At 47.8% G+C, this 23,238-nt stretch carries 20 protein-coding genes, 1 tRNA gene and 1 pseudogene; 15 read left to right on the forward strand and 7 right to left on the reverse strand.

Annotated features, from left to right (window positions below; translation table 11 throughout):
- Positions 1 to 28: 28 nt before the first annotated feature.
- On the reverse strand, positions 29 to 1,051 hold the full coding sequence (gene pspF / locus SPM24T3_RS06635; protein ID WP_009635954.1) for a phage shock protein operon transcriptional activator: 1,023 nt from the start codon (positions 1,049 to 1,051) through the stop codon (positions 29 to 31).
- 223 nt (positions 1,052 to 1,274) lie between these two features.
- Between pspF and pspA the strand changes: the two genes are divergently transcribed.
- The 6 genes from pspA (at position 1,275) to SPM24T3_RS06665 (ending at position 5,432) form a co-directional block, all read left to right on the forward strand.
- Positions 1,275 to 1,946, forward strand: coding sequence for a phage shock protein PspA (pspA, locus tag SPM24T3_RS06640; protein ID WP_009635955.1), 672 nt, complete (start codon positions 1,275 to 1,277; stop codon positions 1,944 to 1,946).
- A 73-nt stretch (positions 1,947 to 2,019) separates the two neighbouring features.
- A complete protein-coding gene (gene pspB, locus SPM24T3_RS06645; RefSeq protein WP_009635956.1) occupies positions 2,020 to 2,247 on the forward strand; it encodes an envelope stress response membrane protein PspB in 228 nt (75 codons plus the stop codon).
- A complete protein-coding gene (gene pspC / locus SPM24T3_RS06650; protein WP_009635957.1) occupies positions 2,247 to 2,606 on the forward strand; it encodes an envelope stress response membrane protein PspC in 360 nt (119 codons plus the stop codon). The genes pspB and pspC overlap by 1 nt, the downstream gene beginning before the upstream one ends.
- 147 nt (positions 2,607 to 2,753) lie before the next feature.
- The gene (locus SPM24T3_RS06655) at positions 2,754 to 2,999 is read left to right on the forward strand and encodes a phage shock protein PspD (RefSeq protein WP_009635958.1); all 246 of its coding nucleotides are present in this window, start codon (positions 2,754 to 2,756) and stop codon (positions 2,997 to 2,999) included.
- Positions 2,980 to 4,377, forward strand: coding sequence for a YcjX family protein (locus SPM24T3_RS06660; protein ID WP_009635959.1), 1,398 nt, complete (start codon positions 2,980 to 2,982; stop codon positions 4,375 to 4,377). Before SPM24T3_RS06655 ends, SPM24T3_RS06660 begins: the two co-directional genes overlap by 20 nt.
- Positions 4,374 to 5,432 (forward strand): YcjF family protein, encoded by a 1,059-nt coding sequence (locus tag SPM24T3_RS06665; RefSeq protein WP_009635960.1) that lies wholly within the window; start codon positions 4,374 to 4,376, stop codon positions 5,430 to 5,432. The genes SPM24T3_RS06660 and SPM24T3_RS06665 overlap by 4 nt, the downstream gene beginning before the upstream one ends.
- 186 nt (positions 5,433 to 5,618) lie before the next feature.
- On the opposite strand, the gene SPM24T3_RS06670 is transcribed toward SPM24T3_RS06665, so the two are convergent.
- The 3 genes from SPM24T3_RS06670 to SPM24T3_RS06680 form a co-directional block, all read right to left on the reverse strand.
- A tRNA-Tyr gene (locus SPM24T3_RS06670) sits at positions 5,619 to 5,703 on the reverse strand.
- A 204-nt stretch (positions 5,704 to 5,907) separates the two neighbouring features.
- The gene (gene purU, locus SPM24T3_RS06675) at positions 5,908 to 6,756 is read right to left on the reverse strand and encodes a formyltetrahydrofolate deformylase (protein WP_009635961.1); all 849 of its coding nucleotides are present in this window, start codon (positions 6,754 to 6,756) and stop codon (positions 5,908 to 5,910) included.
- A gap of 121 nt (positions 6,757 to 6,877) precedes the next feature.
- Entirely contained in the window at positions 6,878 to 7,342 is a 465-nt protein-coding gene (locus SPM24T3_RS06680) for a YchJ family protein (protein WP_009635962.1), read from the reverse strand.
- A gap of 136 nt (positions 7,343 to 7,478) precedes the next feature.
- Between SPM24T3_RS06680 and rssA the strand changes: the two genes are divergently transcribed.
- From rssA to SPM24T3_RS06700, 4 genes are all read left to right on the forward strand, one after another.
- The gene (gene rssA / locus SPM24T3_RS06685; protein ID WP_009635963.1) at positions 7,479 to 8,390 is read left to right on the forward strand and encodes a patatin-like phospholipase RssA; all 912 of its coding nucleotides are present in this window, start codon (positions 7,479 to 7,481) and stop codon (positions 8,388 to 8,390) included.
- A 97-nt stretch (positions 8,391 to 8,487) separates the two neighbouring features.
- Complete coding sequence (gene rssB / locus SPM24T3_RS06690) at positions 8,488 to 9,501, forward strand: two-component system response regulator RssB (RefSeq protein ID WP_009635964.1); 1,014 nt, start codon at positions 8,488 to 8,490, stop codon at positions 9,499 to 9,501.
- Between the two features lie 255 nt (positions 9,502 to 9,756).
- Positions 9,757 to 11,100, forward strand: coding sequence for a UDP-glucose/GDP-mannose dehydrogenase family protein (locus SPM24T3_RS06695; protein ID WP_009635965.1), 1,344 nt, complete (start codon positions 9,757 to 9,759; stop codon positions 11,098 to 11,100).
- A 9-nt stretch (positions 11,101 to 11,109) separates the two neighbouring features.
- A complete protein-coding gene (locus SPM24T3_RS06700; protein WP_009635966.1) occupies positions 11,110 to 12,117 on the forward strand; it encodes an NAD-dependent epimerase in 1,008 nt (335 codons plus the stop codon).
- Positions 12,118 to 12,327: 210 nt separating this feature from the next.
- On the opposite strand, the gene hns is transcribed toward SPM24T3_RS06700, so the two are convergent.
- The gene (gene hns, locus SPM24T3_RS06705) at positions 12,328 to 12,735 is read right to left on the reverse strand and encodes a histone-like nucleoid-structuring protein H-NS (protein WP_009635967.1); all 408 of its coding nucleotides are present in this window, start codon (positions 12,733 to 12,735) and stop codon (positions 12,328 to 12,330) included.
- A gap of 648 nt (positions 12,736 to 13,383) precedes the next feature.
- Between hns and SPM24T3_RS06710 the strand changes: the two genes are divergently transcribed.
- Positions 13,384 to 13,962, forward strand: coding sequence for a thymidine kinase (locus tag SPM24T3_RS06710; RefSeq protein WP_009635968.1), 579 nt, complete (start codon positions 13,384 to 13,386; stop codon positions 13,960 to 13,962).
- 283 nt (positions 13,963 to 14,245) lie between these two features.
- Here the strand turns inward: SPM24T3_RS06710 and SPM24T3_RS06715 are convergent.
- Positions 14,246 to 14,458, reverse strand: a pseudogene (locus SPM24T3_RS06715) (IS4 family transposase); the annotation flags it as partial.
- Between the two features lie 185 nt (positions 14,459 to 14,643).
- Positions 14,644 to 17,346 (reverse strand): bifunctional acetaldehyde-CoA/alcohol dehydrogenase, encoded by a 2,703-nt coding sequence (adhE, locus tag SPM24T3_RS06720; protein ID WP_009635969.1) that lies wholly within the window; start codon positions 17,344 to 17,346, stop codon positions 14,644 to 14,646.
- A 542-nt stretch (positions 17,347 to 17,888) separates the two neighbouring features.
- Between adhE and SPM24T3_RS06725 the strand changes: the two genes are divergently transcribed.
- The 4 genes from SPM24T3_RS06725 (at position 17,889) to oppC (ending at position 23,236) form a co-directional block, all read left to right on the forward strand.
- Positions 17,889 to 18,533 (forward strand): YchE family NAAT transporter, encoded by a 645-nt coding sequence (locus SPM24T3_RS06725; RefSeq protein ID WP_037377771.1) that lies wholly within the window; start codon positions 17,889 to 17,891, stop codon positions 18,531 to 18,533.
- Positions 18,534 to 19,657: 1,124 nt separating this feature from the next.
- The gene (gene oppA / locus SPM24T3_RS06730) at positions 19,658 to 21,304 is read left to right on the forward strand and encodes an oligopeptide ABC transporter substrate-binding protein OppA (RefSeq protein ID WP_009635971.1); all 1,647 of its coding nucleotides are present in this window, start codon (positions 19,658 to 19,660) and stop codon (positions 21,302 to 21,304) included.
- An 84-nt stretch (positions 21,305 to 21,388) separates the two neighbouring features.
- Entirely contained in the window at positions 21,389 to 22,309 is a 921-nt protein-coding gene (gene oppB / locus SPM24T3_RS06735; protein WP_009635972.1) for an oligopeptide ABC transporter permease OppB, read from the forward strand.
- Positions 22,310 to 22,327: 18 nt separating this feature from the next.
- A complete protein-coding gene (gene oppC, locus SPM24T3_RS06740) occupies positions 22,328 to 23,236 on the forward strand; it encodes an oligopeptide ABC transporter permease OppC (protein ID WP_009635973.1) in 909 nt (302 codons plus the stop codon).
- Positions 23,237 to 23,238 lie beyond the last annotated feature (2 nt).

Genomic DNA, 23,238 nt, shown 5'->3' on the forward strand with positions numbered 1-23,238 from the left:
CGGGTGCTGGCTTTTTTTTGCCTGCGATTTACGTCTTTTCTTCACTATTTTCCTGCGCATTGACCTGCATTCCAAGCTTCTTCAGTATTCCTCTAAGTTGATGATAAGTCAGACCCAAAAGGTCTGCCGCGCGACGCTGATTAAATTTTGCCTGAGTTAATGCGTGCTCTATCAATGTTTTTTCAACCGTGCCTAGCCAGCTTTTACTGTCTACCGGCAGGGTGGGCAAGATCACAGGATGTTCATCGGACGTCGATGTCGGCTGGAAAACGGGCTTTTGCCGGCTAAAAGGATTGAGCACAATATTATCCAACGGCGCATCGCTGGTGCCGTGGCGATACATAGAGCGCTCGACCACGTTTTTTAACTCCCTGACATTGCCCGGCCAGCCGTAATCCAGCAAGGTCTGCCGCGCAGTGGGGGTAAACCCGGGAAACAGCGGCAGTGAAAGTTCACGGCACATCTGAATGGCAAAATGCTCGGCCAGTAACATGATGTCCTGCTGGCGTTCGCGCAGTGGCGGAAGCTGGATGACGTCAAACGCCAGGCGGTCTAGCAGATCAGCGCGAAACTTTCCGGCGGCAGCGAGCGCGGGGAGGTCGTCATTGGTGGCACACACCAGACGCACGTCAACCTGTAAGGGCTGGCTGCCGCCGACCCGCTCAAGATGCCCGTATTCAATGACTCGCAGCAGCTTTTCTTGTACCAGCATCGGGGCAGTGGCCAGCTCGTCAAGAAATAGCGTGCCGCCATCCGCGCGCTCGAAGCGTCCGAGATGGCGCTTTTGCGCACCGGTAAATGCCCCCGCTTCATGGCCGAACAACTCGGAGTCAAGCAGGTTTTCATTCAACGCTGCACAGTTAAGCGAGATAAACGGCCCCTGCCAACGCTCGGATAGGTAATGCAGCCGGTGGGCTATGAGTTCTTTCCCCGTTCCGCGCTCGCCAGTCACCAGCACCGGTTTGTTCAAGCGGGCAAGTTGCGAGACCTGTTCCAAAACTTCAATAAATGAATTGGCTTCGCCGAGCAGATTGTCGATAGTGGCTGTCATGGTGAAATTTACCAACCCTTAGTTAAATTAATCACGATAGAAATAAGCCTAGCAGAAGCTCAAAGAAAAAAATTGTTTTTATTCAGATGGATAAAAAAGATTCCAAGTTGGCACGACTCTTGTAATAGCCATAGCAGGAATGATGACGCCAACACCGAATCATCTGCATTTTTTACCATCGACCCTATTGGGTCAAAAAATAAGTCTAAGAGGAATGTTAACTATGGGTATTTTTTCTCGTTTTGCCGATATCGTAAACGCCAACATCAACAACCTGCTGGATAAAGCTGAAGATCCTCAGAAGCTGGTGCGTTTAATGATTCAGGAGATGGAAGACACGCTGGTTGAAGTCCGTTCGACTTCAGCGCGTGCGCTGGCCGAGAAGAAACAGCTTAATCGCCGCATTGAACAGGGTGAAGCACAACAAGCCGAATGGCAGGAAAAAGCCGAGCTGGCTCTGCGTAAAGACAAAGACGATCTGGCACGCGCCGCTTTGATTGAAAAACAAAAACTGGCCGAGCTGGTGGCGACGCTGAAAAATGAAGTGATCACCGTTCAGGAAACGCTGGACCGCATGAAGTCTGAAATCGGCGAGCTTGAAAGCAAACTCACTGAAACGCGCGCCCGCCAGCAGGCTTTAACGTTGCGCCATCAGGCTGCTTCATCTTCACGTGATGTTCGTCGTCAGCTCGACAGTGGTAAAATTGACGAAGCGATGGCGCGTTTCGAGCATTTTGAGCGCCGCATCGACAGCATGGAGGCCGAGGCCGAATCTATGAGCATCGGTAAAAAGAAAACCCTGGACCAACAGTTTGCCGAATTAAAAGCTGATGATGAAATCAGCGCGCAGATTGAAGCACTGAGAGCGAAAATGCAGGCCAACAAGGACGCCTGATTGCCTGTATATCGCTTTTCGCAATTAAGTGGTTCGCCACAATACTGTTCGCCACAATACTAAAGGAGTAGACATGAGCGTTCTTTTTTTAGCCATTCCATTGACAATATTTGTGTTGTTTGTCGCGCCGATTTGGCTATGGCTACATTACAGCAGCCGTTCACAAAACGGCGGCCAGCTAAGCCAAAATGAATTTCAGAACTTGCAGCAGTTAACCGGTGAAGCGCAACGCATGCGCGAGAGGATCCAGGCGCTGGAAGAAATCCTTGATGCCGAGCATCCGAACTGGAGGCAATCATAATGAACACAACGCTGTCAGAACGAAAACTGTATCGTGTGCCGGAAGAGGGGGTGTTCAAAGGCGTGTGTGCCGGGCTCTCGCATTATCTGGGCGTACCGGTCAAATTGCTGCGAGTGATTGTTGTCTTATCGATGTTTTTTGGCCTGTTCATGTTTACCGTCGTGGCTTATTTCTTGCTGGCCTGGTTGCTTGAGCCAGCCCCGTCCAAGAGTTTTGACGGTGAGCAGGCGTTGTCGTCACATGAACTTCTGGCGCAGGCCGACCGCGAACTGCATGCCAGTGAACAGAGGCTGAGGCAGCTTGAGCGCTACGTGACCTCGGAAACCTTTGGCGTTCGCAGCCGATTTCGGGAGCTTTAAGCTCGACTTAAGAAGTTAATGGCACAGTAATTTATACAATATTTTTAATAGTTTCCTACAAGCGCCTTCGGGCGCTTATTCAATTTCCAGTCAACTCGCTCGTAATCGAAAGCATAGTTTTGATGGAATATTCAGGAGGGCAGTTTTATGCGCTATGCGGCAGCCGTAACATCATCGGCAAAAAGTGGCCTGTTGAAGAAGGCCTTCAAATTTATCATTATGCTAGTACTGACTTTTGCACCGGCAGGAGTTGCCGCCAAAGTTCTTGGCATACTGGGCAGAGGCCCGCTGCGCTATGTGCTGGCGTTGGTGCTGGAGCCTTTGGTTAGAAGGGTATTAACTGCGCTGTTTGGGCGCTATGCCAGGGAGAGCAATGAAAAGATTCCAAAATGAATTCAACTCAATGGTCAACCGTGGATTAGACCGTCATTTACGTCTTGCCGTTACCGGGCTTAGTCGCAGTGGCAAAACGGCTTTTATTACCTCGTTGGTCAATCAATTATTGCACGTTCACAGCGGTGCTCGCCTGCCGCTGTTTTCAGCAGCCCGCGAAGAGAGGCTATTGGGGATTAAACGTGTTCCCCAGCGCGATCTCGGGGTTTCTCGGTTCACCTATGACGAGGGTGTTGCCCAGCTCTTTGGTACGCCACCGGCCTGGCCGACGCCAACCCGTGGTGTAAGCGAGATCCGGCTGGCGCTGCGTTTTCGCTCTAATGATTCTCTTCTGCGGCATTTCAAAGACACCTCCACCCTATACCTGGAAATTGTCGATTATCCGGGAGAATGGCTGCTGGATTTACCCATGTTGGAGCAGGATTACCTAAGCTGGTCACGGCAGATGGCCGGTCTATTGCAAGGGCAGCGTTTAGATTGGGCGCAGCCGTGGTTAACTCTTTGCCGGCAGTGTGATCCATTGGCACCGGCCGATGAAAACCAGCTGGCGGCTATCGCGCAGGCTTACACCGACTATCTGGTGCGTTGCAAAGATGAGGGGCTGCACTTTATTCAACCCGGGCGCTTTGTGTTGCCGGGCGATCTGGCCGGCGCACCGGCGCTGCAATTTTTCCCCTGGCCGGAACTGCATCAGTACAGTGATGCTCAACTGGCACAGGCTGACAAGCACAGTAACTTAGGCATGCTTCGCCAGCGTTTTGACTACTATTGCAACAGTATTGTTAAAGGCTTCTATAAAGAGCATTTTGTTCGCTTCGACCGGCAAATTGTTTTGGTTGACTGCCTTCAGCCGCTAAACAGCGGGCCACAGGCCTTCAATGACATGCGCCTGGCGCTGACCCAGCTAATGCAAAGTTTTCACTACGGTAAACGCACGCTATTGCGCCGTCTCTTTGCTCCCTGCATCGACAAACTGATGTTTGCCGCAACTAAAGCCGACCATATTACCGGCGATCAGCACGCGAACATGGTGTCTCTGCTCCAGCAGCTGGTGCAGGAAGCCTGGCAAAACGCCGCCTTTGAAGGTATCAGTATGGATTGCGCCGGGCTTGCCTCGGTCCAGGCGACCGAAAGCGGCGTTGTGGATTATCAGGGGCAGCCAGTTCCGGCAGTGAAAGGTCATCGGCTTGACGACGGTCAGCCGTTGACGGTATTTCCCGGCGAAGTGCCTTCCCGCCTGCCGGGCAATGCCTTCTGGGAGCAGCAGGGATTCCATTTTGACGCCTTTCGTCCGCGCCAAATGAACATCGACGTGCCGATGCCGCATATTCGCATGGACGCCGTGATGGAATTTTTATTGGGAGATAAAATGCGATGAGTGAGCCATTAAAACCGCGCATCAATTTTGATCAACAGATCATTGAGCAAGAAGAGCCGGTTCTTCGTGCGGCGCAAAACTTTGAAGGCGCTCAGGCTGAAAAATTTCTAGCCGTTGCCGAAGCCGATCCTTTGTTACCCTCCGAGGGCCAGGCAGAGGCGGTGATCAGCCGCGCACTGAAACCACGTCGCAGTCTGTGGAGTAAAATGCTCCGACTGGGCGCAGTAGTATTTGCCGCAAGCGTGGTGGGTCAGGGCGTGCAATGGGTTCATCAGGCTTGGGTCCAGCAGGATTGGGTCGAGCTAGGCGCCTGCACTGCTGGCGGCTTAATCGTGGTGGCCGGCGTAGGATCGATTTTGACCGAGTGGCGACGTTTGTACCGCCTGCGCCAGCGGGCCGATGAGCGTGAAACCGCTACCGATTTGCTGCACAGCCACGCGTTGGGTCAGGGGCGCGCTTTTTGTGAGAAGCTGGCGCGACAGGCAGGGCTTGACCAAAGTCATCCGGCATTGCAACGCTGGCAGGCGTTGTTACATGAAACCCACAGCGATCGTGAAGTGGTCGAACTTTATGCCCGTTTGGTGCAGCCAGTGCTTGACGGTCAGGCTCGACGCGAGATAAGCCAGTCAGCTGCCGAATCTGCGCTGATGATTGCCGTCAGTCCGCTGGCGCTGGTGGATATGGCATTTATCGCCTGGCGTAACCTGCGTCTGGTTAATCGTATTGCTAATTTGTACGGCATTGAGCTTGGCTATTACAGCCGAATTCGTCTGTTCCGCCTGGTATTGCTGAATATTGCCTTTGCAGGCGCAACTGAACTGGTGCGAGAGATAGGTATGGACTGGATTTCTCAGGATCTTGCTGCCCGGCTTTCTGCCCGCGCTGCGCAGGGGATTGGCGCCGGACTACTGACCGCTCGTTTAGGAATTAAGACTATGGAGCTCTGTCGCCCGTTGCCGTGGTTAGAGGGGGATAAACCGCGTCTGGGGGATTTCCGCAGTGAACTGATCGGCAAACTTAAGGCTACGATGAATAAAGGTGCAAAACAGAATTAATCTATTACCGCCCGGTGTGAATATTCATGTCGGGTAATTTTTTTATTGAAATAGTTACGAAAACGACCGGAAGATTTAATGGCTGAGGTTGGCTGTATAGGTGAAAATTAGTCTAATGCTTTGGATTGGCTTAAGATTATTGAGAAGATTAATTTCAGGAATAACTATTCACAGAATGTAGCGCGATGGTGGTGGGGGAAGGATTCGAACCTTCGAAGTCGATGACGGCAGATTTACAGTCTGCTCCCTTTGGCCGCTCGGGAACCCCACCACGAAATTCGTGGATTTACTATTTTTACTACTTATTTATTGCGGCAAACTTTTTTAATTCTCTCGCCGCGTGGCTTGTCGCGGTAAGCGGGGCGCATCATATCAAATGAATCGCTGCTGTAAAGTCTTGAAAGAAAGAAAATAGTTTGAGTGCCGTTTTTTTGCACGTGCGGGCGTTTTCGTGAACAAAAACGCCCGCTAATGCTTACAAAATAACCGTGCGATTACCGTAAACAAATACGCGCTGTTGCAGCACTTTATAAATCGCGCGACTGAGAACATTTTTCTCAACGTCGCGACCGGCGCGCATCATATCATCGGCAGTATAAGTATGGTCGACGTTGATAACGTCCTGCATGATGATCGGACCTTCGTCCAGGTTATCATTAACATAATGCGCTGTTGCGCCGATAATCTTCACGCCGCGTTCGTAGGCCTGATGATAAGGACGGGCACCAATAAACGCAGGCAAGAACGAGTGGTGAATGTTGATCACCTGGTTTGGGTAATGCTGAACGAAGCCTGGCGTAAGAACACGCATATATTTAGCCAACACCACGTAATCAGGCTGGTATTGGTCAATCTGTTCCATCATTGCGCTGTCGTGCTGCTCGCGGGTCAGGCCTTCATGGCTGACCAGATGGAATGGAATATCAAAGCGCTCAACCAAAGTTTGCAGCGTTTCATGGTTGCCAATGACCGCGGCAATTTCTACGTCCAATCCGCCATACACCGACTTCATCAGCAGATCACCCAGACAGTGGGCCTCTTTGGTCACCAGGATCACAATGCGGCGGCGATCGGTGCTTTGCAGTTCACGAATAGAGCCTTTTGGCAGCGCGCTGTCTAAATCGGCTAATAATGTTGAATCGTTGAAAATACCTTCCAGCTCAGTGCGCATAAAGAAGCGCCCGGTGCGGTGATCGACGTATTCATTGTTCTGCACGATATTTAATTCATGCTTGTAACAAATATTGGTGATTTTCGCGATTAGCCCTTTTGCATCGGGGCAAATAGTACGCAGAACTTTGGTTTGAACATTGTGATGTGACATCTTGATCCTGTCTCCCCGTCCTGTCTCTATAGCAGATATGTTGACTTGCTATCTGCTACAGGGAATTTTTCAGGGTGAATATATAAGTGTTTGTTAAATTTATTAGGCGCATTATGCCGCGTTATTGTCCGCAGCACTTCTTGTATTTTTTGCCGGAACCACAAAAGCAAAGATCGTTTCTGCCAAGCTGAGGTTTGATTCCATCGATATAATACCAGCGTTCGTTTAAACGAAGAAAGCGCGAACGTTCATGAATGATGACCGTCTGCTGACTGTCACCGTCCTGATAACGGGCTGAGAACTCGACAAACCCCTCATTGGCATTTTTTCCTGGCTGAGTGGCGATAACCTGCAGCCCCAACCATTGAGTAGAGGCGAAACCTTCTTTAAGTGCATCGCGAAACATGCTCGCTCCGCAGTCAGGATGCCAGCTGGCAATCAAATAATCGGCATTTTGAGTTACGTAAGCGCTGTAGCGAGAACGCATCAGCGCTTCAGGGGTAGCCGCAGGTTGCTCGCCGGAAATCGCCGGATGGCAACATTTTTCAAACTCTGACTCGCTGCCGCAGGGGCATAAAATGGTCACATTAACTCCGAAAGCTGGCAACGCGCAGAGTGCGCGCTTGAATGCATAGGGGCGTTATGTTACCTAACAAAGTCACTGGCTGACAACGCGCAAACGACAGCAAACATTCCGTCATCAGGTATAGATAGGAAAAATAATGGCACGACAGTTGAAGATTGGTCTGGCTTTGGGGTCAGGAGCCGCAAAAGGTTGGGCCCATATTGGTGTTATCAATGCATTGCATGAAATGGGAATTGAAGTTGATATTGTGGCCGGTTGCTCTGTGGGATCACTGGTTGGCGCGGCTTATGTGAGCGGTCGTCTTCCGGCGATGGAAGGATGGGTGAGGTCTTTCAGCTATTGGGACGTCCTGCGACTGATGGATTTCTCCTGGCGTCGCGGCGGGCTGTTGCGCGGAGAGCGGGTGTTTAACGCAGTATCTCAGCTATTACGCATTGACGACTTTGAGCAATGTAACCGCAAATTTGGTGCCGTTGCCACCAATCTCAGCACCGGCAGAGAGTTATGGTTAACCAAGGGAGATTTGCATCAGGCAGTTCGTGCCTCTTGCAGTATGCCAGGCCTGTTGGCTCCGGTATGGTTTAACGGATATTGGCTAGTGGACGGTGCAGTGGTCAATCCGGTGCCGGTTTCGCTAACGCGTGCAATGGGCGCGGATATTGTTATTGCCGTTGACTTGCAGCACGACGCGCATTTAATGCAGCAAGATTTGCTGTCAGTTCAGGCCAATCCAGAAAGTATCAGCGACGAGCAGGAACTTAACTGGCGAGACAAAATACGTCAAAAATTGGCGCGCCCGGTATTTCGCCAAAACAATCAGACGCCGACTGCGATGGAAATTATGTCCACCTCGATTCAGGTACTTGAGAATCGTTTGAAACGATATCGCATGGCAGGCGATCCTCCCGACGTTATTATTCAGCCTTACTGTCCGCAAATATCGACTCTGGATTTCCATCGTGCAGAAGAGGCTATAGAGGCAGGAAGGTTGGCGGTTGAAAAACAGACTGATCTGCTGCTGCCATTGATTAAAAACAATCATTTCTGAACGGCTTAGCAACATTTAGGCGTTATCTGATAATTCCGACGCGCAAAAGTGCGCGTTATAGGCCACTATTAGGAGTAAGAAATTCTGGGAGACCCTGATGGACAAGCCACTTACAAGCAAGCACATTCTGATCGTCGAAGACGAAGCCGTTTTCAGATCGGTACTCGCCAGCTATGTGAGTTCGCTCGGGGCGACGTTCAGTGAAGCCGTTAACGGGCTGGAAGCTTTATCACTGGTTGAAGAGATCCCTCCTGATTTAATCCTTTGCGATTTAGCAATGCCTGAAATGGGCGGTATCGAATTTGTCGAAAATTTACGGTTACAGGGGAATAAAATCCCCGTGCTGGTAATTTCCGCCACCGATAAAATGACCGATGTGGCGACAATGCTGCGATTGGGCGTCGAAGACGTGCTGTTGAAACCGGTAAACGATCTTAATCGGCTTAAAGATGCGCTATTAACTACCCTTTATCCGAAACTGTTTTCCTCGCAGGCGATGGAAAAAAGCGATTTGATTCAGGACTGGGAAGCGCTTTGCCGCAATCCGCACGAGGCCGCCAGGCTGTTGCAAGAGTTGCAGCCTCCTGTTCAACAAACACTGGCCCACTGCCGCATCAATTATCGTCAACTGACAATGGCGCAACAGTCTGGTCTAGTGCTTGATATTGCCGCGCTGTCATCGAAAGATCTGGGTTTCTACTGTCTCGACGTCACTCGCGCCAATGAGAATAGCGTGCTGGCAGCCTTACTGTTGCGAGCGATCTTCAACGGTTTGCTGCGCGAGCATCTGAGTAATCAGAACCAACGATTGCCGCAAATGTCAGCTCTTCTCAAAGAAGTGAATCATTTATTTAAACAGGCACATCTGCAAGGGCAGTTCCCACTGTTGATGGGGTATTACAACGCCGAGCAGAAAAATCTTATTTTGGTATCTGCTGGCCTTCACGCCAATATCAATACCGGAACAAATCAAATCCAGTTGAGCAATGGGGTGCCGCTCGGTACGTTGGGTTCCTCATATTCGAATCAGGTCAGTCAGCGTTGCGAAGCCTGGCAATGTCAGGTTTGGGGAGCCGGTGGCCGCCTCAGACTGATGCTTTCCGCTGAATAAATGTGCAGTTATTCTCGAATTTTACATCTCTCCTGCCTTAGTTAATCGATGTTAACCCCCAGTTTATACAGAATATTCTATAAGAGTATTATTAGAACTCACTCTAGCTGGAGTGCATGTTCTACGTCGCGTAGGCTTCTTAAGCTGTTATACTGCCGCGCAATAATATTCACGTCTCTTGTCCTCTAACCGGGAAATAGTGACGCTGACGTATACTTAATTGTCTTACCCGTTTTCAATTTTGGGGAGTTGCTTATGAAAGTAACCGTTTTTGGCATTGGCTATGTTGGCCTGGTTCAAGCGGCAGTATTGGCAGAAGTTGGGCATGAAGTTTTGTGCATTGATGTCGATGCCAACAAGGTTGAAAACTTGAAGAAAGGCCAAATACCCATTTTTGAACCTGGCTTGACCCCCCTTGTTCAGCAGAATTTCGAGTCGGGGCGTCTGCAGTTTAGCACTGACGCAGAGCAGGGCGTTGCGCATGCCGAAGTTCAGTTTATTGCTGTAGGTACTCCTCCAGATGAAGACGGCTCGGCTGATTTAAAATATGTCACCGCTGTGGCGCGCACTATTGCTCAATATATGACTGCGCCCAAAATCGTTATCGATAAATCTACCGTTCCGGTTGGGACTGCCGATAAAGTTCGCCAGGTAATGAGTGAAGCTTTAGCACAACGCGGGCTGGAAATTGCGTTTAATGTGATTTCCAATCCGGAGTTCCTGAAAGAAGGTGCTGCCGTTGCAGACTGTATGCGCCCTGAACGTATTGTCATTGGTACCGACAATCCGCTGGCCATTGAGCCAGTGCGCGAGCTTTATGAACCTTTTAATCGTAATCACGATCGCATGATTGTCATGGACATTCGCAGTGCCGAGCTGACTAAATATGCCGCTAACTGTATGCTGGCAACGAAAATTAGCTTTATGAATGAAATGTCTAATTTGGCAGAAATGCTGGGAGCTGATATCGAGAAAGTTCGACAAGGTATTGGTTCCGATTCTCGCATCGGTTATCACTTTATTTATCCAGGCTGTGGATACGGCGGTTCCTGTTTCCCGAAAGACGTGCAGGCGTTGATTCGCACTTCCGAGCAAATTGGTTATCAGCCAAAAATCCTCCAGGCGGTGGAGCAAGTTAATGCCCAGCAGAAATATAAACTGCCCGCGTTTGTCACCCGCCATTTTGGTCAAAATCTGAGTGGTAAAACTTTTGCACTTTGGGGTTTGTCATTTAAACCCAATACCGATGATATGCGTGAAGCCTCCAGCCGAGTGTTAATGGAACAGCTCTGGGCAGCCGGGGCAAAAATTAAAGCTTACGATCCTGAAGCAATGAATGAAGCACAGCGTATTTATGGTTATCGCGACGATTTAGAACTCATGGGTACTAAAGAGGCGGCTTTACAGGGGGCCGATGCGCTGATTATTTGTACTGAGTGGCAAAATTTCCGTGCTCCAGATTTTGATTTGATGAAAAGCTCTCTTAAGAGCCCTGTTATTTTCGATGGACGTAATTTGTATGATCCGGAGCGGCTCGAAAAACGCGGCTTTACCTATTATGGTATTGGCCGTGGCGCTTCAGTGGTTCCGGTATTGTAAGGAGAGGGCATGAATTATTTAGTAACAGGTGCTGCGGGTTTCATTGGTTATTTCGTTTGTCAGCGTTTACTCGCTGAGGGACATCAGGTAACGGGTCTTGATAACCTAAATGATTACTATGACGTCAATTTGAAATTAGCGCGCCTGAAACAGATGGAGGATAAACCTGGATTCACGTTTATAAAACTGGATCTTGCCGATCGTTCAGGAATGGCTGCGCTTTTTGCAGAAAATAAATTTGATCGCGTAATACATTTAGCGGCACAGGCAGGGGTGCGCTATTCAATTGATAATCCATTAGCTTATGTTGACGCAAATTTAGTCGGTTTCGTTAACGTGTTGGAAGGCTGCCGCCATAATAAGATTCAGCACCTGCTTTATGCTTCTTCAAGTTCGGTCTATGGAATGAACCGCAAGCAGCCTTTCGATACGCAGGATAATGTGGATCATCCAATTTCGCTTTATGCGGCCACCAAAAAGGCCAATGAATTGATGGCTCACACTTATTCACATCTTTATGGATTACCGACTACCGGAATGCGTTTCTTTACGGTTTATGGACCTTGGGGTCGCCCGGATATGGCTCTGTTTAAATTCACCAAGGCTATTCTCGCCGATCAAAGTATCGACGTTTATAACCATGGCGAAATGCGCCGCGATTTTACTTATATTGATGACGTGACTGAATCAATCATTCGCCTGCAGGGTATTATCCCAAAACCTCAGCCTCACTGGACCGTGGAGAGTGGTAACGGTTCGCAAAGCTCTGCGCCTTATGTGCTTTATAATATTGGAAATAATAACCCAATTAAGCTGATGACATACATAGAGGCTCTTGAGAGCGCCCTGGGCGTAGTGGCGAAGAAGAATATGATGCCGATGCAGCCTGGCGATGTTCACGAGACCAGTTCTGACAGCATGCCTTTATATGAGGCCACAGGTTTTAAGCCTAAAACGCAGGTGTTGGAAGGCGTGAAGAATTTTGTAGATTGGTATAAAGATTATTATCATTGTTAACTTGTTACGCTAGGCCATGAGCCGGACGCAAATTAACAATTGAGGCTGCTGATGCAGCCTTTTTTATGCCTGAGCCAAGTCGATATTACGGCATTGTTTAATGGCGGTTTATTATTGTTCGTCAAAACGTTTAGGCAATAAAAAAACCACCGCATTAACGGTGGTTTTTAGAATCATTATCTTGAGACTGGGTTTACAGCCGAAAAAAACTTACAGCAGGAAATCGTCCAGCTGTTTGCCTTCATCTTCGATAGCTTTCTTGATTACCGCAGGAGTACGACCCTGGCCGGTCCAAGTTTTGCTTTCGCCATTCTCATCAATGTATTTATATTTAGCAGGACGAGCAGCACGCTTGGTTTTACCCGTTGCTTTGGTAGCAGCCATAGTCTGCAGCAATTCATTTGGATCAATACCGTCAGCAATCAGCATTTCACGGTATTGTTGCAGTTTACGAGTGCGCTCTTCAATTTCAGCAGCAGCCTGAGTATCTTCTTCACGGCGCTCATTAACAACAACTTCTAATTTCTCTAGCATTTCTTCAAGAGTTTCCAGAGTACATTCACGAGCCTGTGCGCGCAGAGTACGGATGTTGTTCAGAATTTTTAATGCTTCGCTCATTATACTAGTCTCAATTTAAATTGGTGGGGGGCGTTTCGGTAATAATAGAATGCTCTTCTGTATTCTGCAATAGCCAATTTGTTATATTGACGGGAATTTACCATTTATAAGCAATAATATTTGCAGCACTTGGAAATATAAGGATGATTCCCGGTCTATTAAACTTAGAGCAGTAAGGCAAATTGATTAGCGGTTTGTGCGGTGTATCGCCCTTTTTTAATCAACCCGCTTTTTATAACCTTGCTAAAGTCATAACAAATATCCCCAGCCTTAACGTATAACTTACCTCACGTTGTCACGGATATGTTTGCACTGTTTTAGCTATATGTGCCCGGCTTGTTCAAGATTATCATCCGTACTACGGGGGAAGGTGTTTATAAGATACCGTTATTACCTGATTGTTTAATAATTGATTTATAGAGGCTGATTAACTGCTACTTATGCTGAGTTTAACGGTTGCGTAAACTAATTAGGACGAACAGTAATCACAATAGCTGATTGTAAGTTTCTGTAATTTTCGCATTTGTTTAATGTTGTGATACTCAGCACAGGAGACAGGCCGCAGATGTCATTAGATGTCCACCGTGTGTTACAATTGAAAGTAAGAGGTGTTACCGGGTTTCTTTATACTTTTGGAGTTACGGGCTCATGGCTCAGCTTTATTTTTATTACTCTGCGATGAATGCAGGAAAATCTACATCTTTGTTACAATCTTCATATAACTATCAAGAACGCGGGATGCGCACACTAGTGCTGACTGCCGCAATTGATAATCGTTTTGGCGTTGGTATCGTCAGCTCGCGGATAGGATTATCTTCATCAGCCGAACTTTATAATCAAGATACCAACTTACTTAAGCTCATTGCCGATGAACATAACAGTCAAACTTTGCATTGTGTGTTAATCGATGAGAGCCAATTTTTAACTCGCCAGCAGGTTGAACAATTAACCGATGTCGTTGACAGGCTAGATATACCCGTTTTGTGCTACGGCCTGCGCACAGACTTTCAGGGCGAGTTATTTAGCGGGAGTCAGTATCTTCTGGCGTGGGCCGATAAATTGGTTGAGCTTAAAACTATCTGCCACTGCGGCCGCAAGGCCAATCAGACCCTCAGGCTGGACGAGCACGGTAAAGCGCTCCACGACGGCGCGCAGGTGGTTATAGGCGGTAATGAGCGGTATGTATCGGTGTGTCGTAAACATTATAAAGAGGCGATGGGTGAGTAAAGAGCGGTAATTGCTGCAGAAACATTTTTCTTTACTTAATACTTACATCGTCGTTTATTTATTTAGAGTGATAATAAAGAAGAATCATTAATAGTATTAATGATTAAGCCATAAAAAAACCACCAAAAGGTTAATACCGTTCACTTAAGATGTTTTGAGTGAACGGTGTACTGGTTTTTTAAGATTCGAGCATCCTTTTTTTTGCGCCGTTTTTTTCTCTGACTATCTGGCTCATTTCAATACTCATCAGGTTATAAGCGGTCGGCAGGCCCTAAATTATCCTGGATAGCTGCTTCGTATCACTGACTTCCCCCGTATTGGCAGGGCCGAACCTGACACGTAGATTAACCGGCTGTGCAGTGACATCTACGCGCATAATCGGACTGTTGGGTATTTGCCTGTCCGGGCGATGCTTTATATATTCAAAATGCTCTGCCAGCTCTGCCAGCTCTGCCAGCTCTGGTGTCTCGGGCGTGCGAAAAAGTGTGCCGTCCAGCCAAGGTTTGTGTTTCTTCAAGCCAGGTCAAAAGCATAAAAAAAGCCCCATCAAAAAATGATGAGGCTTATTGTGATACACCTGCCGGATCGTTCAACTGATTATTTAGCTTAACCGATCAGTGTTATACCTATGACAGGCTTTGTTTTTTCACATCAGTAGCCGTATACGAATAGTCTTATCTACTATTTTTTAGACTTTTTGATGGCCGAAGCTGGAGCTGCTGCTGCAACGCGGGTGACAGGTTCCTCTCTTTCAGAGATGGCAGTCAGCGGCAATTCTTCGCTAAATTTATTACCATAATAGGTATCCATCAATATCTGTTTTAACTCAGAAATTAACGGATAACGAGGGTTGGCACCCGTACACTGGTCATCAAATGCGTCTTCAGAAAGTTTATCAACTTTCGCCAGGAAATCGGCTTCCTGCACACCCGCTTCACGAATCGAAACAGGAATACCCAGTTCTGCTTTGATTTCATCTAACCAACTAAGTAGATTTTCAATTTTCTGCGCTGTGCGGTCTCCAGGAACACTCAGACCCAGATGATCGGCAATTTCTGCGTAGCGACGACGAGCCTGAGGGCGATCGTACTGGCTGAAAGCGGTTTGCTTGGTTGGGTTATCGTTCGCATTATAGCGAATGACGTTCGAAATCAGCATGGCGTTGGCAAGCCCGTGCGGAATATGGAACTCAGAACCTAACTTATGCGCCATTGAGTGACAAACCCCGAGGAAGGCGTTGGCAAATGCGATGCCTGCGATAGTGGCCGCATTGTGCACTCGTTCGCGCGCTACCGGGTTTTTTGCACCTTCTTTATAGCTTGCTGGCAGGAACTCTTTAAGCAGTTTCAATGCTTGTAATGCCTGACCGTCGGAGAACTCATTTGCCAGCACGGAGACATAGGCTTCAAGTGCATGAGTCACGGCATCAAGGCCGCCAAAGGCGCACAAAGATTTTGGCATGTTCATAACCAGGTTGGCATCTACGATTGCCATGTCTGGAGTCAGTGCATAGTCTGCCAAAGGATATTTCTGGCCAGTAGCGTCGTCGGTAACCACCGCGAATGGCGTGACTTCCGAACCCGTACCCGAGGTAGTAGTGATGGCGATCATTTTCGCTTTCACACCCATTTTCGGGAACTTGTAGATACGTTTACGGATATCCATAAAGCGCAGCGCCAGATCTTCGAAGTGAGTTTCAGGATGCTCATATAGAACCCACATGATTTTCGCAGCATCCATCGGTGAACCACCACCCAACGCGATAATCACGTCTGGTTTAAAGGAGTTCATCTGTTCTGCCCCTTTGCGTACGATACTTAACGTTGGGTCGGCTTCAACTTCGAAGAACACTTCCGTTTCGATACCGTGGCTTTTCAGCACTCGAGTTACCTGGTCGGCATAGCCATTATTAAACAGGTAGCGGTCAGTGACGATAAAGGCGCGTTTCGCTCCGTCAGTGGCCACTTCCTCAAGGGCAATCGGCAATGAGCCACGGCGGAAGTAGATAGATTTTGGAAGTTTATGCCACAACATGTTTTCAGCTCTCTTCGCCACCGTTTTCTTGTTGATTAGATGTTTTGGCCCAACGTTTTCTGAAATGGAGTTACCACCCCATGAGCCGCAACCCAGCGTCAATGAAGGGGCCAGTTTGAAGTTGTACAGGTCACCGATCCCCCCTTGCGAAGCGGGAGTGTTGATCAGAATACGTGCTGTTTTCATCTTGTCGCCAAAATAGCGAACGCGTTCTGGCTGGTTATCCTGGTCGGTATACAAACAAGAGGTATGGCCGATACCGCCCATGGTGACCAGTTTTTCGGCCTTATCTACAGCATCTTCAAAGTCTTTGGCGCGATACATGGCCAGCGTCGGTGAAAGTTTTTCGTGAGCAAAAGGCTCGGATTCATCGACTTTTGTCACTTCACCGATTAATACTTTAGTGTTGGCAGGAACGATGATACCCGCCATGGCCGCTATTTTAGTTGCAGATTGACCGACGATATCAGCGTTTAAACCGCCATTTTTAAGAATGATTTCCTGTACGGCTTTCAGTTCTTTACCAGCAAGAATGTAGCCGCCGTGGGTTTTAAAGCGATCTCTAACCGTTTCATAGGCGGAATCAACCACAATTACTGATTGTTCAGAAGCGCAGATAACACCGTTATCGAAAGTTTTTGACATCAATATCGAAGCAACAACGCGTTTGATATCTGCTGTTTCATCAACAACAACCGGGGTATTACCGGCACCAACGCCGATAGCCGGTTTGCCAGAGCTATATGCAGCTTTGACCATACCTGGCCCGCCGGTTGCAAGGATCAGGTTCAGGTCCGGGTGATGCATCAGTTCGTTGGACAGTGGCACGCTGGGTGCATCAATCCAGCCAATAATATCTTTCGGCGCGCCTGCTTTAACCGCAGCCTGCAAAACAATGTTTGCAGCGGCGATAGTCGCCTTGGCTGCACGGGGGTGTGGCGAAAAGATAATGGCGTTACGCGTTTTCAAACTGATAAGTGCTTTGAAAATCGCGGTAGAGGTTGGGTTGGTAGTGGGGACGATCCCGCAAATGATGCCGATAGGTTCTGCAATGGTAAGAGTGCCGTAAGTTTCGTCTTCTGCAACGACACCGCAGGTTTTCTCATCTTTATAGGCATTGTAAATGTATTCAGACGCAAAATGGTTTTTGATCACTTTGTCTTCAATGATCCCCATGCCTGACTCTTCTACGGCCAGCTTGGCAAGGGGAATACGTGCGTCTGCGGCGGCAAGAGCGGCGGCCCGGAAGATCTTATCGACTTGTTCTTGTGTGAACTCTGCATATTCACGTTGTGCTTTTTTTACCCGAGCAACAAGCTCGTTCAGTTCAGCGACGTTTGTGACAGCCATGGTGTTCTCCTGAGAATGTTAAATTTTTTTAGAAAATAGCCAAGTCAGGTTCAAAGTATAGTCACGGTCAATAATGCTGCAGATTACATTCAAAGTGGCTATTTATTAATTACTTATGTGTCCTGTTTCTCTATTTTCTCAAAAAATTCAGAAGACTTTCCTTTTATGCAGGATATAAGTTGTTAAATCCGAAGATGATCCAACGTTTGTCCTGTTGTTTTTTGTCTCTTAATTCGTGGGAATAGAGATAGCTTACTCACTATTGAAACGTTGAAATATGATCCAGATCAACGAAATTACACTAGCTGACACCTTTCAGCTAACTCATTGTTAATACAAAGTCTTAAAAAATGCGGTTTTGTGACGATTATGTGGGAGGTTTTTATTTGGAAAATTGTGGTGGCAATTTAATCGTTAAATTGACTATTTTTTCCGTTAAATCTAGTCAAATATTCTGATTTTCTCCGTGGCGTTAAAGCGGCAATTCCAGTACATTAGCGCCCATAAATAACTTCTTTCTTTATCCTGATGCGGGGCGATGCGTGGGCCAGACAATTTTGGATTTCTCAGGTTATATCAAGTTCTTTGTGGGTCTGTTTGCGTTGGTCAATCCGATAGGGATCTTGCCGGTGTTTATCAGTATGACCAGCTATCAGGCAGCGGCCGGGCGCAACAAAACCAACACAGCGGCCAACTTTTCGGTAGCTATTATTCTGTGCGTTTCATTATTCCTGGGTGACGGTATTTTGCACCTGTTCGGCATCTCGATTGATTCTTTCCGTATCGCTGGTGGCATTCTGGTTGTGACGATAGCGATGTCGATGATTAGCGGCAAGTTAGGGGAAGATAAACAGAACAAGCAGGAAAAATCAGAAACTGCAATCCGTGAAAATGTTGGGGTTGTCCCCTTGGCTTTGCCCTTAATGGCCGGGCCGGGTGCGATCAGTTCTACCATTGTCTGGAGTTCCCGTTACCATAGTTGGGAAAACCTTTTTGGCTTCACCGTGGCAATTGCCTTGTTCTGTTTCTGTTGCTGGCTGCTGTTTCGGGCTGCGCCAATAGTAATGAAATTACTTGGCCAGACAGGGATTAACGTGATTACCCGTATTATGGGCTTGCTACTAATGGCGCTGGGAATCGAGTTTATTGTTAACGGGGTGAAAACAATTTTCCCCGGCCTGGTGTAAATTTTTATCTGGAGCGGCATAAAATTTAATTAAGCAGGAGAGATCACACTTCTGCTTATTATTACTAATACTAATATTTCCTCGCCTTATAATAGTGCATCTAATGTACCTAAAATGTGCTATTGCACCCAAATGTGGCATAAAATTGCATTCTAAAGCCTATTGCCAATCAACTCCCTATTTATACTACTTTTCTTTGTCGTTTCAGGACTTTTTTTCGACTTTTATTGCCCGTTTCGCCGTTTAATTAATCACATCATTCTGTAGCTCTTGTACATGCCGTTTCGAGATGTTATTAGTGTTTACCGCGCAGATAACAGGGGTTTATTCTTAAAAGTAACGTTATGTTAACGGAATCTGTTTGAATCGTTTTTAAGCAACTAAAACACTTAATTTTTGATTTGAATTTATAAAAATAACCATAAAAACAATAGCTTGTGTTTTTTTCTTGTTGATAATCTCACTGGTCCGTCTACTTGTTGCCGGTGATAAAAGAGAATCAGTTAACATTTCCGTAAAATTTATTCGCGCAGATTTTCTGCATCTGATAATTTTCGGCAACTTTTTAAATGGAAAATATTTCGGCGTTGTGCCGAATTGAGAACGAATCTTGCAAAGCTTTCTCAGCTAAGTTCTAAAGAATGGCCTATTTATTTTTTTTCAGGAGAAAAACGGTTGAAAACGACAAATACCTCTTCCATAACCGAGCTCTTCTCCTGGCGCTGTTCCTTTCAGCTTCGCTGCATATTATCGGCAATCCTAAGTGAATTTAATTATTGTGATACTGATCTCTTCGGGATATGAGTACTCGTTTTCCTGAATAAATTCCGGCGACTTATCAGAAATAATATGCACCTCAAGCTCAAAAAACTTTTCTGGCAATAAAAGAAATTTCGCAACGGATTTGCCGGCAGGTTTTTAGCAAAAATTCATTAAGCGGCAACAGATTCAGTAAAAGGCAGTAAAAGTGACATCAGAGGTAATGCAATAAGGGGAGTCTATCCAACAGGAAAGACTGACAACTTGACGTTTCGAGGTGAGCAATTCGTTCCTGTTCACCAAGAGATTTAACCCGGTAGGGGTTGGCCTTAACAGGCAAATAATAACAATCGGAGTTGATAGTAATGACCAACATCACAAAAAAACACCTTCTCGCCGCCGGTATTCTGGCCGCAGTCGGTGCCGTTTCATCCTTCAGCACTTTTGCTGCAGTTGTAACCGCTGGCGTTCAGCTTGCTGATAAACAAGAGCTGGTACGTAACAACGGCGCTGAAGTTCAGTCACTTGACCCACACAAAGTTGAAGGTGTCCCGGAATCCAACGTGATCCGTGACCTGCTGGAAGGATTGACCGATACCTCGCCGAAAGACGGTAGTGTCATTCCTGGCGTTGCCGAAAGCTGGGAAAATAAAGACTTTACGGTTTGGACCTTCCACCTGCGTAAAGATGCAAAATGGTCAAACGGCCAGCCGGTTACCGCCGCTGATTTCGTTTACAGCTGGGAGCGCCTGGCAGACCCGAAAACTGCCTCTCCATATGAAAGCTACCTGCAATACGGCCACGTGGTGAATATCGACGATATTATCGCCGGTAAAAAAAGCCCGGACACGCTGGGGGTCAAAGCCCTTGATGACCACACTCTGCAGGTAACGCTGAGCGAGCCGGTGCCTTATTTCGTTAAAATGCTGTCGCACACCGCGTTGAAGCCGGTTTACAAGCCAGCGGTAGAGAAGTTTGGCGACAAATGGACACAGCCTGAAAACTACGTCAGCAATGGCGCATTCAAGCTGAAAACCTGGACTGTTAACGAACGTATCGTTCTGGTACGTAACCCGGATTACTGGGACAATGCTAAAACCGTTCTGAATCAAGTCACATTCCTGCCAATCTCTTCTGAAGTTTCTGACGTTAACCGCTATCGCAGTGGCGAAATCGACATGACTTACAACAACATGCCGATCGAACTGTTCTCAAAACTTAAAAAAGATATTCCTAAAGAACTGCACGCCGACCCGTACCTGTGTACTTATTACTATGAAATCAATAATCAGAAAGCGCCGTTCACCGATAACCGCGTGCGTACCGCGCTGAAACTGGGTCTGGATCGCGACATCATCGTGAATAAGGTCAAGGCACAGGGCGACCTGCCAGCCTACGGCATTACGCCGCCTTACACCGATGGAACTTATGGCAAGCTGACTCCTCCGGCCTGGTTCAAAGAAACTCAGGAACAGCGTAACGCCGAAGGCAGAAAACTGCTGGCCGAAGCCGGTTATACCGCCGACAAGCCGCTGACCTTTAACCTGCTTTATAACTCTTCTGACCTGCACAAGAAGCTGGCTATCGCCGCCGCGGCTATCTGGAAGAAAAACCTGGGTGTAAATGTCAAGCTTGAAAACCAGGAGTGGAAGACCTTCCTTGAAAGCCGTCATGACGGCAACTACGACGTGGCGCGTGCGGGCTGGTGCTCTGATTACAATGAACCAACCTCGTTCCTGAACATCATGCTTTCTGACAGCAGCAACAACTCTGCTCACTATAAGAGCCCGGCGTTTGACAGCATTATTGCTCAGGCTCTGAAGGCTAAAACCGATGAAGAGCGTGCTGATTACTATGAGAAAGCAGCGCAGCAGTTGGATAAAGACTCGGTGATCGTGCCTCTTTATTACTATGTAAATGCCCGTCTGGTTAAACAATACGTCGGCGGTTACAGCGGTAAAGACCCGCAGGATAACGTTTACGATAAAGATCTCTACATCATCAAACACTAGTAAGTGAAGGAACAGGGCGGTTACCCGAGCCGTCCTGTTCTGTTTGAGCAGGTAGTAACACGCTGAGCAAAGCAGGTACGAGCAATGTTAAAGTTTATTTTCCGTCGTTGTCTGGAAGCGATCCCAACGCTGTTTATTCTGATTACGATTTCATTTTTTATGATGCGTCTCGCGCCGGGAAGTCCGTTTACCGGAGAGCGCAATCTTCCGCCGGAAGTCATGGCCAACATTGAGGCGAAATATCACCTCAATGACCCAATGTACAAGCAATATTTCCATTATCTGGACCAGCTGGCGCACGGTGATTTTGGCCCGTCGTTCAAATATAAAGACTATAGCGTCAATGATTTGGTGGCGACCTCCTTCCCGGTATCGGCGAAGCTGGGTTTGGCTGCCTTTATATTGGCTATAGTGCTTGGTGTTTCTGCCGGGGTAATCGCCGCCCTTAACCAGAACACCAAATGGGACTACACAGTGATGGGCTTTGCCATGACCGGGGTAGTTATTCCGAGCTTCGTGGTTGCTCCCTTGCTGGTACTGATTTTCTCTATCCTGTTGAAATGGCTGCCCGGAGGCGGCTGGCACAACGGTGGCTTCAAATATATGGTTCTGCCAATGGTGGCGCTGTCACTGGCTTATATTGCCAGCATCGCGCGTATCACTCGCGGCTCGATGATTGAAGTGTTGCATTCCAACTTTATCCGTACCGCGCGGGCCAAAGGCCTGCCGCTGAGTCGGATTATTTTCCGTCACGCGCTGAAACCGGCAATGTTACCGGTGATTTCCTATATGGGTCCGGCCTTTGTCGGCATTATCACCGGTTCTATGGTGGTCGAAAGCATTTACGGATTACCGGGTATCGGTCAGCTTTTTGTCAACGGTGCCTTAAACCGTGACTACTCGCTGGTATTAAGCCTGACCATTCTGGTTGGTGCGTTAACGATTCTGTTTAACGCGATCGTTGACGTGCTGTACGCCGTTATCGATCCGAAAATCCGTTATTAAGGCTGGAGCACGCTCATGATGTTAACCAAAAAGAAAAGCAGCGAAGCTCTGGAGAATTTCACAGAGAAGCTCGAGGTAGAAGGGCGCAGCCTATGGCAGGACGCCCGTCGCCGTTTTATTCATAACCGCGCGGCAATTGTCAGCCTGATAGTGTTATTTTTTATCGCGCTGTTTGTGACTTTCGTTCCGATGATTTCGCATTTTCGCTATGACGATACCGACTGGAATATGATGTCGGCCGCGCCTGATTTCGCTTCAGGACACTATTTCGGTACTGACTCCTCGGGTCGTGACCTGTTGGTGCGCGTTGCGATTGGTGGGCGTATCTCGCTGATGGTCGGGGTTTCTGCTGCGCTGGTGGCCGTCGTTCTCGGCACACTTTACGGTTCGATTTCCGGGTATCTCGGCGGCAAAACCGACTCGGCAATGATGCGCCTGCTGGAAATCCTCAACTCCTTCCCATTCATGTTCTTTGTTATCCTGCTGGTCACTTTCTTCGGGCAAAACATTTTCCTGATTTTTGTCGCCATCGGCATGGTGTCCTGGCTTGATATGGCGCGTATCGTTCGCGGTCAGACTCTTAGCCTGAAACGTAAAGAGTTTATCGAAGCGGCGCTGGTCAGCGGGGTTTCAACGCGCAATATTGTGCTGCGCCACATTGTTCCCAACGTGCTGGGCGTCGTTGTCGTTTACGCCTCGCTGTTGGTGCCAAGCATGATCCTGTTTGAATCTTTCCTGAGCTTCCTCGGATTAGGCACCCAGGAGCCGCTGAGCAGCTGGGGCGCATTGCTGAGTGACGGCGCCAACTCAATGGAAGTTTCTCCATGGCTGCTGTTCTTCCCGGCTGGTTTTCTGGTGATAACGCTGTTTTGTTTCAACTTTATCGGCGACGGGCTGCGTGATGCGCTCGATCCGAAAGATCGTTAAGG

The sequence above is a fragment of the Serratia sp. M24T3 genome, from assembly GCF_000257645.1.
GTDB lineage: Bacteria > Pseudomonadota > Gammaproteobacteria > Enterobacterales > Enterobacteriaceae > Rouxiella.

Excerpts from the sequence above, each read along its gene's own strand:
- pspF (WP_009635954.1), bottom strand. The coding sequence starts at position 1,051 with ATGACAGCCACTATCGACAATCTGCTCGGCGAAGCCAATTCATTTATT.
- pspA (WP_009635955.1), top strand. The coding sequence starts at position 1,275 with ATGGGTATTTTTTCTCGTTTTGCCGATATCGTAAACGCCAACATCAAC.
- pspB (WP_009635956.1), top strand. The coding sequence starts at position 2,020 with ATGAGCGTTCTTTTTTTAGCCATTCCATTGACAATATTTGTGTTGTTT.
- pspC (WP_009635957.1), top strand. The coding sequence starts at position 2,247 with ATGAACACAACGCTGTCAGAACGAAAACTGTATCGTGTGCCGGAAGAG.
- SPM24T3_RS06655 (WP_009635958.1), top strand. The coding sequence starts at position 2,754 with ATGCGCTATGCGGCAGCCGTAACATCATCGGCAAAAAGTGGCCTGTTG.
- SPM24T3_RS06660 (WP_009635959.1), top strand. The coding sequence starts at position 2,980 with ATGAAAAGATTCCAAAATGAATTCAACTCAATGGTCAACCGTGGATTA.
- SPM24T3_RS06665 (WP_009635960.1), top strand. The coding sequence starts at position 4,374 with ATGAGTGAGCCATTAAAACCGCGCATCAATTTTGATCAACAGATCATT.
- purU (WP_009635961.1), bottom strand. The coding sequence starts at position 6,756 with ATGTCACATCACAATGTTCAAACCAAAGTTCTGCGTACTATTTGCCCC.
- rssA (WP_009635963.1), top strand. The coding sequence starts at position 7,479 with ATGGCACGACAGTTGAAGATTGGTCTGGCTTTGGGGTCAGGAGCCGCA.
- rssB (WP_009635964.1), top strand. The coding sequence starts at position 8,488 with ATGGACAAGCCACTTACAAGCAAGCACATTCTGATCGTCGAAGACGAA.
- SPM24T3_RS06695 (WP_009635965.1), top strand. The coding sequence starts at position 9,757 with ATGAAAGTAACCGTTTTTGGCATTGGCTATGTTGGCCTGGTTCAAGCG.
- SPM24T3_RS06700 (WP_009635966.1), top strand. The coding sequence starts at position 11,110 with ATGAATTATTTAGTAACAGGTGCTGCGGGTTTCATTGGTTATTTCGTT.
- hns (WP_009635967.1), bottom strand. The coding sequence starts at position 12,735 with ATGAGCGAAGCATTAAAAATTCTGAACAACATCCGTACTCTGCGCGCA.
- SPM24T3_RS06710 (WP_009635968.1), top strand. The coding sequence starts at position 13,384 with ATGGCTCAGCTTTATTTTTATTACTCTGCGATGAATGCAGGAAAATCT.
- adhE (WP_009635969.1), bottom strand. The coding sequence starts at position 17,346 with ATGGCTGTCACAAACGTCGCTGAACTGAACGAGCTTGTTGCTCGGGTA.
- oppA (WP_009635971.1), top strand. The coding sequence starts at position 19,658 with ATGACCAACATCACAAAAAAACACCTTCTCGCCGCCGGTATTCTGGCC.
- oppB (WP_009635972.1), top strand. The coding sequence starts at position 21,389 with ATGTTAAAGTTTATTTTCCGTCGTTGTCTGGAAGCGATCCCAACGCTG.
- oppC (WP_009635973.1), top strand. The coding sequence starts at position 22,328 with ATGTTAACCAAAAAGAAAAGCAGCGAAGCTCTGGAGAATTTCACAGAG.